The 16,805-nt window shown below is 66.9% G+C and carries 19 protein-coding genes; 12 read left to right on the plus strand and 7 right to left on the minus strand.

Annotation, left to right across the window (positions count from 1 at the left end; all coding sequences use genetic code 11):
• Positions 1 to 310 precede the first annotated feature (310 nt).
• Entirely contained in the window at positions 311 to 1,177 is an 867-nt protein-coding gene (gene cynR / locus AC3WOH_RS30670; RefSeq protein ID WP_492233088.1) for a transcriptional regulator CynR, read from the minus strand.
• Between the two features lie 141 nt (positions 1,178 to 1,318).
• Between cynR and AC3WOH_RS30675 the strand changes: the two genes are divergently transcribed.
• The 12 genes from AC3WOH_RS30675 to AC3WOH_RS30730 all read left to right on the plus strand — a co-directional run bounded on the left by AC3WOH_RS30675 (position 1,319) and on the right by AC3WOH_RS30730 (position 12,651).
• Positions 1,319 to 2,512, plus strand: a complete 1,194-nt coding sequence (locus AC3WOH_RS30675; RefSeq protein WP_492233089.1) for a muconate cycloisomerase family protein — start codon at positions 1,319 to 1,321, stop codon at positions 2,510 to 2,512.
• Positions 2,513 to 2,536: 24 nt separating this feature from the next.
• Positions 2,537 to 2,812, plus strand: a complete 276-nt coding sequence (catC, locus tag AC3WOH_RS30680; protein WP_492233090.1) for a muconolactone Delta-isomerase — start codon at positions 2,537 to 2,539, stop codon at positions 2,810 to 2,812.
• A 36-nt stretch (positions 2,813 to 2,848) separates the two neighbouring features.
• The gene (locus AC3WOH_RS30685; protein WP_492233091.1) at positions 2,849 to 3,835 is read left to right on the plus strand and encodes a tripartite tricarboxylate transporter substrate binding protein; all 987 of its coding nucleotides are present in this window, start codon (positions 2,849 to 2,851) and stop codon (positions 3,833 to 3,835) included.
• A 52-nt stretch (positions 3,836 to 3,887) separates the two neighbouring features.
• Positions 3,888 to 4,808: a dioxygenase family protein gene (locus AC3WOH_RS30690; RefSeq protein WP_492233092.1), complete on the plus strand. Its 921-nt coding sequence runs from the start codon at positions 3,888 to 3,890 to the stop codon at positions 4,806 to 4,808.
• A gap of 174 nt (positions 4,809 to 4,982) precedes the next feature.
• Positions 4,983 to 6,650 (plus strand): sigma 54-interacting transcriptional regulator, encoded by a 1,668-nt coding sequence (locus AC3WOH_RS30695; RefSeq protein ID WP_492233093.1) that lies wholly within the window; start codon positions 4,983 to 4,985, stop codon positions 6,648 to 6,650.
• Positions 6,651 to 6,940: 290 nt separating this feature from the next.
• Entirely contained in the window at positions 6,941 to 7,219 is a 279-nt protein-coding gene (locus AC3WOH_RS30700) for a phenol hydroxylase subunit (RefSeq protein WP_492233094.1), read from the plus strand.
• Positions 7,220 to 7,271: 52 nt separating this feature from the next.
• The gene (locus AC3WOH_RS30705) at positions 7,272 to 8,273 is read left to right on the plus strand and encodes an aromatic/alkene monooxygenase hydroxylase subunit beta (RefSeq protein WP_492233095.1); all 1,002 of its coding nucleotides are present in this window, start codon (positions 7,272 to 7,274) and stop codon (positions 8,271 to 8,273) included.
• A gap of 22 nt (positions 8,274 to 8,295) precedes the next feature.
• The gene (locus AC3WOH_RS30710; RefSeq protein ID WP_007856809.1) at positions 8,296 to 8,601 is read left to right on the plus strand and encodes an MmoB/DmpM family protein; all 306 of its coding nucleotides are present in this window, start codon (positions 8,296 to 8,298) and stop codon (positions 8,599 to 8,601) included.
• A 30-nt stretch (positions 8,602 to 8,631) separates the two neighbouring features.
• Positions 8,632 to 10,230 carry an aromatic/alkene/methane monooxygenase hydroxylase/oxygenase subunit alpha gene (locus tag AC3WOH_RS30715; RefSeq protein WP_492233096.1) on the plus strand — a complete coding sequence of 533 codons (1,599 nt, stop codon included), beginning with the start codon at positions 8,632 to 8,634 and terminating at the stop codon, positions 10,228 to 10,230.
• A gap of 27 nt (positions 10,231 to 10,257) precedes the next feature.
• On the plus strand, positions 10,258 to 10,620 hold the full coding sequence (locus AC3WOH_RS30720; protein ID WP_492233097.1) for a phenol hydroxylase subunit P4: 363 nt from the start codon (positions 10,258 to 10,260) through the stop codon (positions 10,618 to 10,620).
• 7 nt (positions 10,621 to 10,627) lie between these two features.
• Positions 10,628 to 11,683: an NADH:ubiquinone reductase (Na(+)-transporting) subunit F gene (locus tag AC3WOH_RS30725; RefSeq protein ID WP_492233098.1), complete on the plus strand. Its 1,056-nt coding sequence runs from the start codon at positions 10,628 to 10,630 to the stop codon at positions 11,681 to 11,683.
• A gap of 47 nt (positions 11,684 to 11,730) precedes the next feature.
• The gene (locus AC3WOH_RS30730) at positions 11,731 to 12,651 is read left to right on the plus strand and encodes a dioxygenase family protein (RefSeq protein ID WP_492233099.1); all 921 of its coding nucleotides are present in this window, start codon (positions 11,731 to 11,733) and stop codon (positions 12,649 to 12,651) included.
• A gap of 10 nt (positions 12,652 to 12,661) precedes the next feature.
• Here AC3WOH_RS30730 and AC3WOH_RS30735 read toward each other — a convergent pair whose 3' ends face one another.
• The 6 genes from AC3WOH_RS30735 to AC3WOH_RS30760 form a co-directional block, all read right to left on the minus strand.
• Positions 12,662 to 13,066: a type II toxin-antitoxin system death-on-curing family toxin gene (locus AC3WOH_RS30735; protein WP_492233100.1), complete on the minus strand. Its 405-nt coding sequence runs from the start codon at positions 13,064 to 13,066 to the stop codon at positions 12,662 to 12,664.
• Entirely contained in the window at positions 13,063 to 13,287 is a 225-nt protein-coding gene (locus tag AC3WOH_RS30740; protein ID WP_145696226.1) for an AbrB/MazE/SpoVT family DNA-binding domain-containing protein, read from the minus strand. Before AC3WOH_RS30740 ends, AC3WOH_RS30735 begins: the two co-directional genes overlap by 4 nt.
• 61 nt (positions 13,288 to 13,348) lie before the next feature.
• Positions 13,349 to 14,095 carry an aspartate/glutamate racemase family protein gene (locus AC3WOH_RS30745; RefSeq protein ID WP_492233101.1) on the minus strand — a complete coding sequence of 249 codons (747 nt, stop codon included), beginning with the start codon at positions 14,093 to 14,095 and terminating at the stop codon, positions 13,349 to 13,351.
• Between the two features lie 4 nt (positions 14,096 to 14,099).
• On the minus strand, positions 14,100 to 14,891 hold the full coding sequence (locus AC3WOH_RS30750) for a GntR family transcriptional regulator (RefSeq protein WP_492233102.1): 792 nt from the start codon (positions 14,889 to 14,891) through the stop codon (positions 14,100 to 14,102).
• Positions 14,892 to 14,910: 19 nt separating this feature from the next.
• Positions 14,911 to 15,804 (minus strand): ABC transporter permease, encoded by an 894-nt coding sequence (locus tag AC3WOH_RS30755; protein WP_492233103.1) that lies wholly within the window; start codon positions 15,802 to 15,804, stop codon positions 14,911 to 14,913.
• Between the two features lie 31 nt (positions 15,805 to 15,835).
• Positions 15,836 to 16,750 carry an ABC transporter permease gene (locus tag AC3WOH_RS30760; RefSeq protein ID WP_492233104.1) on the minus strand — a complete coding sequence of 305 codons (915 nt, stop codon included), beginning with the start codon at positions 16,748 to 16,750 and terminating at the stop codon, positions 15,836 to 15,838.
• Positions 16,751 to 16,805 lie beyond the last annotated feature (55 nt).

The raw sequence follows: 16,805 nt of genomic DNA on the forward strand, positions 1-16,805 counted from the left end.
GTGCCGAGAAGCGCAGGGCCTGGGGTGAGCGCGTGCCGAAGGACACGCGCATCGTTGTCTGACTCACCGTGGATGTTCGAGCGGAGTTCACCCGCAGGGGGAACGTAGAGAGTTCCACGGTGCACCCCAGGACCGAGCATCGCAGGCTGCCCCCTCGTACGAAGTGCGAGGGGGACACGGGCAGCGGGGCCGCCTTCTCTTTGGTGACTTTCTCTTGGCGGCCCAAGAGAAAGTTACTCCGCCGCCGGGCGGACATCCCGGCTCCCGCCCTCAACCAAGGCACGCGGCAACCACGACCAAGACCAAAAACTCAAGGCCGAAGCAAAGCAGCAAACTCCAAAGCCGCCCGACTCCGAGAAGCCCCCTTGCGCCACAAAATCCCCGCATGCCGCACCATCCCCGGCGAATGCAGATTGATGGCATGCAAATCCGCCGCCTGCAAGGCAGCGCGCTCCGGAGCGATGCTCGCCAGATCCCCCCACCGGCACACATCGAGCAACCCCTCCACCGACTCCATCTCCACCCGCACCACCGGCACCACCCCAACGGCACGCAGGCTCTCATCGATCAGGCGCCGCGTAGTGAACGCCCGCGGCAACATGGCCAGCGGCACCCCCGCCAGGTCCTTCAAGGCCAGCGTGCGGCGCCGCGCCAGGGGATGCGCCCGGTTCACCACCAGCTGCAGCCGCTCCTCGAACAAGGGCTCGGTCTCGATCTCCTCACGCTCGGTGGGATAGAAGGCGATGCCCACATCAAGCTGCCCCTCCACCAGTTGCTCCTCGATGGGCCCGGCACGCAGGTCGCGCACCACCACGTTGACACCGGGGTAGGCGCTGCTGAACGCCGCCACGGCCGCCGGTACCAGGGTGTGCAGAAAGGTGGGGATCACCCCCACGGTCAGGGAGCCCGATTGCAGCGCCCCCATGTCGGCCAGGGCCATGCGGCCGGCCTCGATCTCCTGCAACGCGCGCGCGGCGTAGGTGCGAAAGGCCAAACCGGCCTGCGATAGCTTGAGTCCGCGGCCCAAGCGGTCGAACAGGGCCACGCCCAGCTCTTGCTCCAGTTGGCGCAGGCCGTGCGACAGCGTGGACTGCGTGACGAACAGGTTCTGCGCCGACTGCGTCAGGTGCTCGGTGCGCGCGATGTCGAGGAAATAGCGGAGCTGGCGGATTTCCATGGGGTGGCCTTCGTGGGACGGAACAGGAATCCATCGATGGTATCGAACAATGCATTGCAAATGAATCATTGGATTTGCAGACGGGCAGAAACTAACCTTTGGCCTGTACCGTTTTCCGCTTACCGACCGAAGGCCTTCCCCATGCACAACCACCCCGGTGGTTTCACCATTGAGCGCATTGAAGCGCGCATCCTGGACATCCCCACCATCCGGCCGCACAAGCTGTCGTTTGGCGCCATCAGCCGGCAGAGCCCGGTCATCGTGCAGCTGTGGCTGGCCGACGGCGCCTGCGGCTTCGGCGAGGCGGCCACCATCGGCGGCCCCTCGTGGAACGAGGAATCGCCCGAGAGCATCCACCACGCCATCACCCAGTACCTGGCACCTGCCCTGCGCGGCCAAGGCGCGGGTGGCTTCGAGGCGGCACTGGCGCGCATGGACAAGGCCTGCAAGGGCAATGCCTTCGCCAAGAGCGCCGTGGAGATGGCCCTGGTCGACGCCGTGAGCCGCACGCTGAGCCTGCCGGCCTGGCAACTGCTGGGCGGCAAGGTGCACGCCAGCCTGCCACTGGCCTGGACCCTGGCCAGCGGCAACGTGGAGCGCGACCTGGAGGAGGCCCAGCTGCGCCTGGAGCAGCGCCGCCACCACATCTTCAAGATGAAGATCGGCGCCAATGCCCCGGCCGACGACGTGGCCCATGTGACCCAGATCGCCCGGGGCCTGGCGGGCCGCGCCACGCTGACGGTGGACGTGAACCAGGCCTGGGACGGCAACACCGCGCGCCGCTACCTGCCGCAGCTGGTGGAAGCCGGCGTGACGCTGATCGAGCAGCCGGTGGCCCACTGGAACGTGGAGGCCCTCAAGGGCTTGACCGCCACGCTGGGGCGCGATGCGCTCATCATGGCCGACGAGACCGTGTGCACCCCGCAGGACGCCATGGCCCTCGCGCGTGGCCAGGCCTGCCACGTGTTCTCGCTCAAGGTCGCCAAGCACGGCGGCCTGCTGCGCACGCGCAAGGTGGCGGCGGTGGCCGAGGCGGCCGACATCGGCTGGTACGGCGGCACCATGCTGGAGACCTCGCTGGGCAGCGCCGCATCGGCCCATGTGTTCTCCACCCTGGGCCACCAGCACCATGGCTGCGAGCTGTTCGGCCCGCAACTGCTGGTGGATGACATCGTGGAAAACCAGATGCCTATCACCGACTTCGCGCTGCAGTTGCCCGATGGCCCGGGCTTTGGCGTGGAGGTCTCGCTCGCGCAGCTCGACCGCTTCGACCGCGCAAACGCAGGCAAGGCACCCGTGCACATCGACCTGGGCCGCCAGGCCACCACCGTTTAAGCAAGCAAACAAGGAGACCCCCGCATGCTGTTCCTCGTCCGCATGGATGTGCACATTCCCCACGACCTGCCCGCCGAGCAGGCCAACGAGATCAAGGCCCGCGAAAAGGCCTACTCCCAGGACCTGCAGCGCGACGGCCGCTGGCCCCATATCTGGCGCGTGGTGGGCGAGTACGCCAACTACAGCATCTTCGACGTGGCCTCCAACGACGAGCTGCACCAGCTGCTGCAGGGTCTGCCACTGTTCCCATTCATGAAGATCTCCGTGACGCCACTGGCAAAGCACCCCTCGGCCATCTGACCGCCATCCCCCAAAAGAGTACCGGAGACAAGACGAATGAAGCGACAAACCCTGTTGGCCCTGCTGGCCGCTACCACCGCGCTGGCGGTGCTGCCCACAGCGCATGCCCAGGCCCCGGGCGCCAACTGGCCGAAAAAGCCCATCCGCTGGGTCGTGCCCTTCCCGCCCGGTGGCGCCATGGACGCGATTGCCCGCACCCTGGGCGAGAAGGTCGGCCAGGCGCTGGGCCAGCCCTTCGTGGTGGAGAACAAAGCCGGCGCGGGCGGCAACATCGGCGCCGAGTTCGTGTCCAAGCAGCCGGCCGACGGCTACACGCTGATGATCACCTCCATCGGCATGGCCACCAACAAGCCGCTGTACGGCAAGCTGGCCTACGACCCCATCAAGGACTTCGCCCCCGTGAGCCTGCTGGCCGTGGTGCCCAACGTGCTGGTCACCAATGCCACCCAGCCCGATGTGAAGACCGCAGCCGACGTGATCGCCGCTGCACGCAAGGCGCCGGGCAAGCTCACCTATGGCTCGGCCGGCAACGGCACCTCGATCCATTTGGCGGGCGAGGTTTTCAACTCGCTCGCGCAGACCGACATGCTGCACATCCCCTACAAGGGCAGCGGCCCGGCCGTGGCCGACCTGCTGGGCGGGCAGATCCACTACATGTTCGACAGCATCACCTCGGCGCGGCCGCACCTGCAGTCGGGCAAGCTGCGCGCGCTGGGCGTGACCACGGCCAAGCGCTCGGCCACCCTGCCCAATGTGCCCACGCTGGCCGAGGCCGGCCTGCCGGGCTACGAGGTCTCGCCCTGGTTCGCGGTGTTCATGCCGGCGGGCACGCCGGCGCCCATCGTCAACAAGCTCAACGCCGCCCTGCGCGATGCGATGAAGCAGCCCGACGTGGTGGCGCGCTTCGAGACCATCGGCGCCGAGCCCGTGGGCTCCACGCCCGCCGAACTGACCACGCACCTGGCCAGGGAGTCCGATCGCTGGGCGAAGCTGATTGCAGAGCGCCACATCAAGCTCGACTGACCGGGCATCCCCTTTTCTTCCCCACGAACCACCCCACAGAGGAGACAAGAACATGGCAGAACTCACCCAGGCCCAGTTGCTCGAACTGGTCAACACCAAGAAGATCGCCCCCGGCAACCCGCGCGTGCGCCAGCTCACCGAGCGCATCGTCACCGACCTGTTCAAGAACATCGACGAGCTCGATGTCACCCCCGACGAGTTCTGGGCCGCCACCGCCTGGCTCACGCGCCTGGGCGCTGCCGGACAGACCGGTTTGATCACGGCGGGCCTGGGCTTTGACCGCCTGCTCGACATCCGCGCCGACGAGGCCGACCAGAAGGCCGGGCGCGAAGGCGGCACGCCGCGTGCCATCGAAGGCCCTCTGTTCGTGGCCGGTGCCCCCACGGCCAAGGTCGAGGTGCGCGTGGACGAGGGCGAGCCCAAGGGCGAAGTCTTCGTGATGGAGGGCCAGGTGCTGGACCTCGATGGCAAGCCTGTGCCCCATGCCATGGTGGATGTATGGCATGCCAATGAGAAAGGCGGCTATTCGCACTTCTTCCCAGGCATGCAGCCCTACGAGCTGCGCCGGCGCATCGAGACCGATGCCAAGGGCTTCTACCGCTTTCGCAGCTTTCTGCCACCGGGCTATGCGATTCCGCCGACCGGCCCCGTTGCCGAACTGTTCGCCGCCCTGGGCCGCCATGGCCAGCGCCCGGCGCACATCCACTTCCTGGTGGCAGCACCGGGCATGCGCACGTTGACCACGCAGGTGAACATTCCGGGCGACAGCTATATCGATGATGACTTCGCCTTTGCCACGCGCGACGGGTTGATCGTTGCGCTGGAGCGCAACGTGGCGCCTGCAGGCTATGAGTCGCTGGGCGTCACCGCGCCGTTCACGCGCTCGGTGTTCAACTTCGTGCTGCCCAGGGCGGCCAGCGAAGACGAGGCACTGCCGCTGACGCGCATGGAGCGGGTGGCTACGCCGGGCTGATACGCCAGCGCCCCAACGCCAAGCTGCCTCCAAAAGGGGCGGCTTTTTTGGCGTTGGCGCTGGGCTTCAACTGCCCCGCGCCGCTGCAGGAAAAACCCCGTGGCGCCGGCAGGCGCAATGGCGCACCATACCCGCACCATCCGCCAAAAGGCAGCCCGGCTGCCGCAAAGCGGAATGCTGGAGACTCCCTTGGCCAATCCCCTCTCGCTGCTGCGCTTCAATGCCGACACCGGCCATATCTGGCTCGATGAGCAGCGCATGCTGCTGCTCCATGCCCGCGCCCTGGCGGCGCTGCGCAAGGAACTGTTCGACTCGCTGGGCGTGGAACGCGCGCGCGGCCTGCTCATCCGCATGGGCTTTGCCTCGGGCCAGCGCGATGGCGAGCTGGCCGTCAAGCAGCGGCGCGCCGGTCTCAAGACGCACGATGCCTTTCTGCTCGGGCCGCAGCTGCACTCCATCGAAGGCGTGGTGTCGGTCGAGAAGGTGCAGCTCGACATCAACCTGGCCCAGGGCCACTTCTATGGCGAGTTCCTGTGGACCAACTCCTGGGAGGACGAGGTCAACATCAGTGACTTCGGCTTTGGCGACGACCCGGCCTGCTGGACGCAGATCGGCTACGCCTCGGGCTACACCAGCACCTTCATGGGCCAACTCGTGGTCTACAAGGAGGTGGAATGCCGCAGCCAGGGCGATGCGCTGTGCCGCATCGTGGGCCAGCCGGCAGAGCGCTGGAACGACGATGCCTACGTGGCCTACTTCCAGCCCCAGCCCTTCGCCGCGCAGTTGATCGACTACCAGATCGGCCTGGACCAGCTGCGCAGCGTGCAGGCGCGCCGGCGCTACGACAGCAAGCTGGTGGGCGTGTCGCCGGGGTTCCGCGAGGCCTTCGAGCTGCTCAGCCGCGCGGCCGACAACGCCATCACCGTGCTGCTGCTGGGCGAGACCGGCGTGGGCAAGGAGGTCTTTGCGCGCTGGCTGCACGAGAACGGGCCGCGCGCCAAAGGGCCGTTCATCGCCGTCAACTGCGCGGCCATTCCGCACGAGCTGATCGAGGCCGAGCTGTTCGGCGTGGAGAAAGGCGCCTACACCGGCGCCCACCTGGCGCGGGCCGGGCGCTTCGAGCGGGCGCACGGCGGCACGCTGTTCCTCGACGAGATCGGCGACCTGCCACTGGCCGCCCAGGTCAAACTGCTGCGCGCCCTGCAGACCGGCGAGTTGGAGCGCCTGGGCGCCGAGAACAGCACGCCCTTCGACGTGCGCATCGTCGCCGCCACCAACGTGAACCTGCAGCAGGCCATGCAGGCCGGGCGCTTTCGGGCCGACCTGTTCTACCGCCTGAACACCTTTCCCATCACCATACCGCCGCTGCGCGAGCGCACGGCCGACATCCCGGCCCTGGTGGACCGCTTCGTCGAGCGCTACGGCGAGCTGTACCGCAAGAAGGTGCTGGGCCTGACCGACAAGGCCATGCGCGCGGTGCTGGGCCACCCCTGGCCCGGCAACATCCGCGAACTGGAGAACGTGATGGAGCGCGCGGTGCTGCTGGCGCCGGACAAGGGTTTCATCGAGGCATCGCACCTGTCGGGCGTCGCGCCCCCCGCCCAGGGCGGGCAGCTCGACGGGCGCGGTGCGGTAACCCGCGGCGCGCCCAGCGATGCCATCGACGGCATCTGCACCGAGGTGCTGGACCGCAACGTGGACCTGGCCCAGCTGGAGCAGCGCCTCTTGCAGACGGCCTTGCAGCGTGCGGGCGGCAACCTCTCGCAGGCAGCGCGCCTTCTGGGCATCACGCGGCCGCAGCTGGCCTATCGCCTCAAGAAAGAAGGCGTGCCGGCGGCCTGATCCGCGCGCGGGCCCTGGCGTTCCCGGGCCTGGCGCCCGCCCCTTCCCACCTGTCTCCCGCAGCCTGCGCCGCCTGCCGCGCAGGGGCAGCCACGCCCGTTCGCCACTTCACCATTTGATCAAGCTGCACTGCAGCATTTGATGATTTGAGGCTTCAGGAAAACCCTGGCAACGGGGTGACGGCATGGGGCCATCCCATGCAAATCAAGGGCTTGCGTGCGCTGGCACAGCGTTTGCCCTTTCTACACCGCCCGGGCCCTTGGCCCCTACTCGATTGGTGTAGTGAACAAATGAACCCCACCCACGGTGCAACTCCATCGGCATCGGCCACCACGCTGACCGGCCTGCCCTGCTATGTGCGCGTGACCGGCACGCTGGAGCAGCGCTTCGTCGAATTCGAGTTCGCCATCGGCGACCCCGAGTTCGCGGTGGAGCTGGTTCTGCTGTTCCCCCAGTTCCACGCGTTCTGCGCCCAGCACCAGGCCATCCACCTCGACGCCGAAGAAGGTGCGCGGCTGGACTACGAACGCCTGAAGTGGCGCTTCGGCGCGCCCGGCATCGACCACTGAGATTTGCTTTCTTTCCGATTTCCCAACCCCACCACGACCAGGAGACAACACGATGCATGTCGACATCCAGACCACCAGCGTCAAGCCGATACGGCAGACCTTCTCGTTCATAGCGCGCCGCCTGGGCGCGGACAAACCGGCCTCGCGCTACCAGGAGGCCACCATCGACATGCAGCCCGAGGCCCACTTCCACTACCGCCCGCTGTGGGAGCCCGAGCGCGCGCTGTACGACAAGCGTCGCACGGCCATCGTGATGGAAGACTGGTACGCCTTCAAGGACCCGCGCCACTTCTACTACGGCGTGTATGTGATGGCCCGCGCCAAGCAGCAGGACGCCACCGAGAAGCAGTACGAGTTCGTGGAAAAGCGCCAGCTGCTCGGCCAGCTCGACGCCGCCACTCGCCAGCGCATCCAGGCCGCGCTGGTGCCGCTGCGCCACTACGAGTGGGGCGCCAACATGAACAACTGCACCATCACCGCCTACGGCTGGGGCGCGGCCATCACCCAGGCCACCATGTTCGCCACCATGGACCGCCTGGGCATTGCCCAGTACCTGACCCGTGTGGGCCTGATGCTCGATGCCAACGGCGACGCCGCGCTGGCGCAAGCCAAGGAGGACTGGCTGCACGCACCGGCTTGGCAGGGCGTGCGCCGCCTGTTGGAAAACCTGTTCGTCACCAAGGACTGGTTCGAGGTGTTCGTGGCGCAGAACCTGGTGTTCGACGGCCTGCTGTACCCACTGGTCTACCGCCACCTGGAGGCCGACCTCAACCCGGCCACGGGCAATGCCCTGTCCATGCTCACCAGCTTCATGAACGACTGGTACGACGAGACCACCCGCTGGGTGGACGCCACCGTGAAGACCGCCGTCGAGGAATCGCCCGCCAATGCGCAGCAACTGAGCGCCTGGGCCGCCACCTGGCGTGGCGAGATCCTGCGCGCGCTGGCACCGCTGGCCACGGCCGGCCTGGGTGCGGAAGCCGGCGCCGCGGCACTGGCGCAGGCCGATGCCGCCCTGGTCGCCCGCATGGCCAAGCTGGGCATCGCTGCCTGAACCCTCCCGACGAAAGACCTTCATGACCACCACCAACACCGCCCTGCAGGACCGCCCCAGCGTCTTCATCGCGCTGCAGGCCAACGACGAAACGCGCTTCATCATCGACGCCATCCTGGCCGACAACCCGCTGGCCACGGCCGCGGAGTTTCCGGCCATGGTGAAGATCGACGCGCCCGGCCAGATCGTCATCCACCGCGAATCGGTGCAGGACCGCATGGGCCGCGACTGGGACGTGCAGGAGCTGCACCTGAACCTGATCTCGCTGTCCGGAAACATCGACGAGACGGACGACGCCTTTCGCCTCACGCGCGGCGAGACCGCCTGACGCAGCCCCCATTTATTTCCAGGAGACACCATGAGCCAGAACAACAACCACAACGCCAGCGCCCGCCGCCTGGGCATCAAGGAAAAGTACGCACTGATGACGCGCGGCCTGGGCTGGGACACCACCTACCAGTCCATGGACGATGTGTTCCCCTTCGACCAATTCGAGGGCATCAAGATCCACGACTGGGACAAATGGGAAGACCCGTTTCGCCTGACGATGGACGCGTACTGGAAGTTCCAGGGCGAGAAGGAGAAAAAGCTCTACGCGATCATCGACGCCTTCGCGCAGAACAATGGCCAGTTCAACGTCACCGATGCGCGCTACGTCAACACCCTGAAGCTGTTCCTCACGGGCGTGTCGCCGCTGGAGTACGCGGCGCACCGCGGCTACGCCATGGCCGGGCGCTCGCTGCGCGGCGTGGGCGCGCGCATCGCCGCGCAGATGCAGTCCATCGACGAGCTGCGCCACGCGCAGACGCAGGTGCACACCATCAGCCACTACAACAAGTATTTCAACGGGCTGCACGACTTCCACCACATGCACGACCGGCTGTGGTACCTGTCGGTGCCCAAGTCCTACTTCGACGACGCGATGACGGCGGGGCCCTTCGAGTTCATCACCGCGATCTCGTTCTCGTTCGAGTATGTGCTCACCAACCTGCTGTTCATGCCCTTCATGAGCGGCGCGGCCTACAACGGCGACATGGCGACCGTGACCTTCGGCTTCTCGGCCCAGTCGGACGAGTCGCGCCACATGACGCTGGGCCTGGAGGTGGTGAAGTTCATGCTGGAGCAGGACCCGGACAACCTGCCCATCATCCAGAAGTGGGTGGACAAGTGGTTCTGGCGTGGCTACCGCCTGCTGACCCTGGTAGGCATGATGATGGACTACATGCTGCCCAAGCGCGTGATGAGCTGGGCCGAGGCCTGGGAGATGTACTTCGAGAAGAACGGCGGCGCGCTGTTCGAGGACCTGGCGCGCTACGGCGTGAAGCTGCCCAAGTACGCCGACGTGGCAAAGCTCGAAAAGGAGCACATCACCCACCAGGCCTGGGGCATCTTCTACAACTACACCCACGCCGCGGGCATCCACACCTGGATCCCCACCGACGAAGAGATGGACTGGCTGTCTGCCAAGTACCCCAACACCTTCGACAAGTACTACCGCCCGCGCCTGGTGCACCTGCGCGAGCAGGAGCAGGCCGGCAAGCGCTGGGTGAACAACAGCCTGCCCATGCTGTGCCAGATCTGCCAGATCCCGATGGCCTTCACCGAGATGGACAACCCGACCCAGATCGCAGCGCGCAAGTCCACTTACCACGGCATGAAGTACCACTTCTGCTCCGACGGCTGCAAGGACGTGTTCGACGGCGAGCCCGAGAAGTTCCGCCAGGCCTGGCTGCCCGTGCACCAGATCTACCAGGGCAACTGCTTCCGCGAAGGCACCGACCCCACCCAGCCCGGCTTCAACCCGCTGGCCGAAGTGCTGGCCTGGTACCACCTGGATACCAGCGCCGACACCGGCGAATACAACGCCAGCCCCGACCGCGCCAACTGGGAACGCTGGACCGGCCGCAGCCACCTGCCCGCAGAAGGCGCACCGACATCCCCTGCCAAGGCGGCCTGACCCCGAACGAACGAAAGGAGATACAACATGCCTGTCATCGCACTGCAGCCCGGCTACGAGGGCACAGCCGCCGACGCCGAAGACAAGTTCCACGGCAACCGCCTGCTCTACATCGGCTGGGAAGACCACCTGCTGTTCTGCTCGCCCGTGTGCCTGCCCCTGCCCGCGGCCATGCCCTTCGGGGCCCTGGTGAGCGAGGTGCTGCCCGGCGTCTACGGCAGCCACCCGGACTTTGCGCGCATCGACTGGGGCCGGGCCGAATGGCGCGACTCGGGCAAGCCCTTCACGCCCGACCCGGCGCGCTCGCTGGCCGACAACGGCCTGGTGCACAAGTCCTTCATCCAGCTGCGCACGCCGGGCCTGGCCGGCATCGCGGGCTCGGGTTCGTGAGGCGGCCATGGGCTACCAGATCACGATAGAGCCGCTGGGCCAGACGGTGGAGATCGCCGAGGGCCAGACGGTACTGGACGCCTGCCTGCGCGCAGGCGTGTGGATCCCCCACGCCTGCTGCCACGGCCTGTGCGCCACCTGCAAGGTGCAGGTGCTGGACGGCGAGTTCGAGCACGGCGAGGCCTCGCCCTTCGCACTGATGGACTTCGAGCGCGACGAGAACAAGGTGCTGGCCTGCTGCGCCACGCCGCAATCTGACCTGGTGATCGAGGCCGAGGTGGACGAAGACCCCGACGCCCGCTACCTGCCCCTGCAGGACTTCCTGGGCCAGGTGGTGCGCCGAGAGATGCTCACGCCCACCATCCTGGGCCTGTGGCTGCAGCCGGACCGGGCCATCGCGTTCCAGGCCGGCCAGTACGTGATGCTGCAGGTGCCGGGGGTGCAGGGCGCGCGTGCCTTCTCCATCGCCAGTGCGCCGGGCGATGCGCTGATCGAGCTGCACATCCGCAAGGTGGACGGCGGGCCTGCGACCACCTGGCTGCACGAGCATGCGGTGGTGGGCGAACGCCTGGACCTCTCGGGCCCCTTCGGCCGCTTTTTCGTGCGCAAGTCGGCCACGCGCCAGGCGATCTTCCTGGCGGGCGGCTCGGGCCTGTCCAGCCCCAAGTCCATGGTGCTGGACCTGCTGGCCGAGGGCGTGGACTACCCGATCACCTTGTTCCATGGCGCACGCACGCGGCAGGAGCTGTACTTTGCCGAGCTGTTCGAGGCCCTGGCCACAGCGCACGCCAACTTCCGCTACGTGCCCGTGCTGTCGGCCAACGACGACGCTGCATGGACCGGCGCCACCGGCTATGTGCATCAGGCGCTGCAGCAGCACCTGGGCAACGACTTCCGGGGCAGCAAGGCCTACCTGTGCGGGCCGCCGCCCATGATCGAAGGCTGCATCGCCACGCTGATGCAGGGCCGCCTGTTCGAGCCCGACATCTACACCGAGAAATTCTTCACCGCAGCCGACGCGGGCGCGCCCGCACGCCGTAGCCCGCTGTTCAAGAGCCTCTGAACACCCAACGATTTCATTTCTCTACCCCACCACAAGGAGACAACCCCATGGCCGAATTCACCCAATCGCAACTGCTGGAGCAGGTCAACTCCCGCCAGATCGCCCCCGGCAACGCCCGAGTGCGCCAGCTCACCGAGCGCATCGTCACCGACCTGTTCAAGACCATCGACGAACTCGATGTCACCCCCGACGAATTCTGGGCCGCCACGGGCTGGCTCAACCGACTGGGCGCTGCCGGCCAGGCGGGCCTGATCACCGCCGGCCTGGGCTTCGATCGCCTGATCGATATCCGCGCCGATGAGGCCGATGCCCGCGCCGGCCGCGCGGGCGGCACGCCGCGCGCCATCGAGGGCCCGCTGTTTGTGGCCGGTGCCCCCACGTCCAAGGTGGAGGTGCGCGTGGACGAGGGCGAGCCGCGTGGCGAGATCTTCGTCATGGAAGGCCAGGTGCTGGACCTCGATGGCAAGCCGGTTCCCAATGCCATGGTGGATGTCTGGCATGCCAATGAGAAGGGCGGCTATTCGCACTTCATGCCGGGCATGCAGCCCTATGAGCTGCGCCGGCGCATCGAGACCGATGCCAAGGGCTTCTACCGCTTTCGCAGCTTCTTGCCTCCGGGCTATGCGATCCCGCCCGTGGGGCCAGTGCACGAGCTGTTTGCCTTGCTGGGCCGCCATGGCCAGCGGCCGGCGCATATTCACTTCCTGGTGGCGGCACCCGGCATGCGCACGCTGACCACCCAGGTGAACATTCCGGGCGACAGCTACATCGACGATGACTTCGCGTTTGCCACGCGCGATGGGCTGATCGTTGCGCTGGAGCGCAATGTGGCGCCCAAGGGCTATGAGTCGCTGGGCATCACCGCGCCGTTCACGCGTTCGGTGTTCAACTTCGTGCTGCCCAGGGCGGCCAACGAGGATGAGGCGCTGCCGCTGACGCGCATGGAGCGCGTTGCTACGCCGGGCTGACCGGTTGACCTCAGCGTGTCGCGCGAGGACCAGTGTGCACACGCAACCAGGCTGCGAAGGCGTCTTCAGTCCACTCCCCAGAGGCCACGGCCAGCATGGCCACTGTGGCCTCGGCCTGGGTGGCCTGCAGCCGCAGGCCGTTCAGGTACAGAAACAAACCCACGGCCAGAAACGCTGCACGTTTGTTTCCATCCACGAAAGGGTGGTTCTTCGCCAGCCCCACGCCGTAACTGGCCGCCAGCATCGCCGCGTCGGGCGGCTCGGCTGCATCTGCATAAGCCACGATGTTCTGCGGGCGCATCAAGGCGGATTCCAGCAATCCCTCGTTGCGCATACCTTCCCGGCCACCATGGGTGGCAAGGCTTTCCCCGTGCAGAAGCATCAAGGCCTGTTTGCTAACCCAGCGCCAATTCATTTGGCGAGCTGGTGGAAGGTGTCCTTGAAGTCCTGCATGAACTCACGCCCCGCCTTGATTTCCTCTTCCAGGGTTGGGTCGTAGGGGGTCAGAGCGTATCCATCGGGAGTCTCGGTCAAAAAGATGGATTCGCCTTTGCTGAGCTTGAGCCTCGCCAGCGCCTCTTTGGGCAGCACCACCCCGACGGAATTACCGATCTGGGTTAGCTTGAGCATGTGCATGGCGGTTCTTTCAGTTATTACAGATGTAATACTAAAACAGGCCGTGCATAGAGTCAAATAGCTACGAAACGGCCTTCAGACCCAGCGCCGCCATCTCGCCCGACACCCCCTCCCACGCCACATCGAACGCCGGCGCGCTGCGCTCGGGTGGCACGGCGTTGGCGCGCAAGGCCCAGTGGGCGCCGGCGACCACGCTGTCGATCACGGGCACGCCCACCTGGGACTGCACGGCCGCGGCCATGCCGGCCAGGCCGGCGCCGCCCAGGATGACGGACTGCACGCCCATCTGGCGCACCACGTCGCGGCAGGCCTGGGCCAGCAACGCGCGCGCGGCCACAGGGTCGGCCGCGAGCTGGGCGCCCGTGGGCGCCACGGTGTGGATGCCGGCCAGCGCATGGGCATGGCCCAAGGCCTGGGCCAGGCGCTGCAGCATGGGGCCCCAGCGCTCGCCGCCGGTCACGATGGCATAGCGGCCGTGGCGCGCGGCCTCGATGAAGGAGGCCTCGGCCAGGCCGGTGACGGGCACGGGGCTGCTCTCGCGCAGCGCCATCAGGCCCGGGTCGCCGAAGCAGCCGATCAGCACGGCGCTGGGCGGCGATGCCTCGGTGGAGACGTCCAGCGCCCAGGCGTCGAGCGCGGCATGCGCGGCCACGGCGTAGCTGGCCTCGCAGGCGATGTAGGGTGCACCAAAGCGCGCGGTGGCGGTGCGCACGGCCACGTGCGAGCCTGCGGCAGCCTGCACATGTTGCTGCAGCAGCGCGCTGACCTTGGGCGAGGTGTTGGGGTTGATGACGAGCAGGTGGCGCATGGACTCAGGCCCCCAGCAAGGTGGCCAGGTCCGGCACCTCGCTTGCGGGCGGGGTGAATTCCAGCTGCGTCTCGATGCGCGCCAGATGGTCGAGCATACGGCGCGCGGCCTCCTGGGGATCGCGCAGGCGGATGGCGTCGATCAGTGCGCGGTGCTCGCGGCAGCCGCAGGCAGTCGCCTCCTCGCGCTCGCGCGCGTGGCTGGGGCTGTAGGTCATGAGGATCAGCGAGGTGCGCGACACCAGTTCGCGCAGGATGCGCCCCAGCGTCTGGTGCCCGGCCGCCTGCGCGATGTGCAGGTGGAAGTCGCCCGACAGGCGGATGGCGCGGCGCATGTCGCCGCCGGCGCGGGCGGCCTCCTCTTCGTCCACGCAGGCGCGCAGCGCGGCGATGTGCGCATCGGTGGCGTTGGCGATGAACAGCTCCACCAGGCGCGGCTCGATCAGGCGGCGTGCCTCGAAGACCTCCAGCGCCTCCTCGGGCGTGGGCTGGGCGATGGAAGCGCCGCGGTTGGGCGTGAGCGTGACCACCTGCTCGTTGGCCAGGCGCACCAGCACCGGCCGCACGCGTGTGCGCGAGACACCGAAGGCCGCCGCGAGCTTGTCCTCCACCAGCTTGGTGCCCGGGGGCAGGCGGTGGTCGAGGATGGCCGAGACCATGCGCTCGTACATGTCGTTGTCGCTGAGCAGGCCAGTGGAGGGCAGCTCGGCTTCTGCCGGCGCAGCAGCAACGGCAGCGCGCGCGCGGCGTCGAGGGGTGGGGGCGGCAGTCATGGGTTCGTCGGTACGCTGGCGCATGGAGGCTGTCTCATGGCGGCTAGTGGGCCCGCCCCTTCTTGCGCTGGCCCAGGGCCCAGACCAGGGCTAGGGTGATGCCCATGACCACGAAGGAGACCACGGTGGTCAGCGTGCCCAGCGCGTAGATCGAGGGCGTGGTCACCGTGCTGGTCAGGCCCTGCAACTCCAGCGGCAAGGTGTTCACATCGCCAATGGCCTGCGAGGTGCGGGCGATCTCGTCCCAGCTGAGCGTGAAGCCGAACATGCCGATGCCCACGACCGAGGGCGCGATGAGCGGCAGCACCACGTGGGCAAAGCCCTGCCAGGGCGTGGCGCCCAGGTCGCGTGCGGCCTCTTCGTACGATGGGCTGAAACGGTTGAACACCGCGAACATGATGAGCAGGCCGAAGGGCAGCGTCCAGGTCAGGTGCGCGCCCAGGGCCGAGGTGAACAGGCCCAGGGAGGTGCCATAACCCTCCAGCGTGCTTTCCATGCCCAGCCATTCAAGGGCAGACTTGATGGCGGTATCGACCAGGCGGAACTCCAGCCCGATGCCCAGCGAGACGATGATGGACGGCATGATGAGGCTGGCCACGACGATGAAGAACAGCGTGTTGCCGCCCGCCAGCCGCTTGCGAAAGGCCAGGCCGGCCAGCACCGACAGCACCACCGTGCACAACATCACCGCCACGCCCAGGCCGAGCGAGCGCCACAGCGCCGCGCCGATGTCCACCACGCCCAGGCCCTCGGCCAGTTTGCCGAACCAGTGCAGCGACACGCCGCGCATGGGAAAGGTCAGCCCGCCCTCGGGGCCCTGGAAGCTCAGGATGAAGATGACGAACATGGGCCCGTACATGAACAGCACGAACAGGCTGAACACGATGGCCAGAATCCAGAAACTGGCCGGGCGGGATTCGCGGATGCGGGCTTTCATGCGGTTGTCCTGTCGGTGTTGGCAGCGTGGTTCAAAGCTCTTTGCGGATGTCGACCAGGCGCGTCAGCCCCCAGATGATCATCAGCACCACCGCGAGCAGGATCACGGCATTGGCCGCCGCCAGCGGGAACTGCAGGTACGAGGTCTGCACCTGGATGATCTTGCCGATGGAGGCGATCTGCTGGCCACCCATCACCCCGATGGTCACGAAGTCGCCCATGACGATGGTGATCACGAAGATCGACCCGATGATGATGCCGGTGCGCGACAGCGGCACGATCACGTTCCACAGCGTCTGCCAGCCGCTGGCACCGCTGTCGCTGGCGGCCTCGATGAGGCTGCGGTCGATGCGCATCATGCTGTTGAAGATGGGCACGATCATGAACATGGTGTACAGGTGCACGAAGGCCAGCACCACCGAGAAGTCCGAGAACAGCAGCCACTCCACCGGCTGGTCCACCAGGCCGGCACCCATCAAGCCCTGGTTGACCAAGCCATTGCGCCCCAGCAGCGGCACCCACGAGATCATGCGGATCACGTTCGAGGTCCAGAACGGGATGGTGCACAGCACGAACAGCAGCGTCTGCATGCCCGAAGAGCGCACATGGAAGGCCAGGAAATAGGCCACGGTGAAGCCGATCACCAGCGTGATCAGCCACACAAGAAAACTGAACTTGAGCGTGGACCAGTAGGTCTTGAGCGTGACGCACAGCCCTTCCGACGCATCGCCACAGCCCGCAAAAATGGAGATGTAGTTCTTGAACGTGAAGCCCGGCAGCAGCTCGTACTCATTGAAGTCCCAGAAGCTGACCATCACGATCAGCGCCAGCGGCACCAGGAAGAACAGCGCAAACACCAGCGAGAACGGCGCGGCCTGCCACCAGGCGGCAATGCCGCGCCCCGGAACGGCGCTGGCAGGCAAGGTCGGTGTGTTGGGTGTGCTCATGGTGTTTGCAAATCAGATATCCATCGCTTCGGGCGGCGTCCGTCGAAACCGGCGC

This window comes from Acidovorax sp. FW305-C-20-28 (assembly GCF_058783375.1).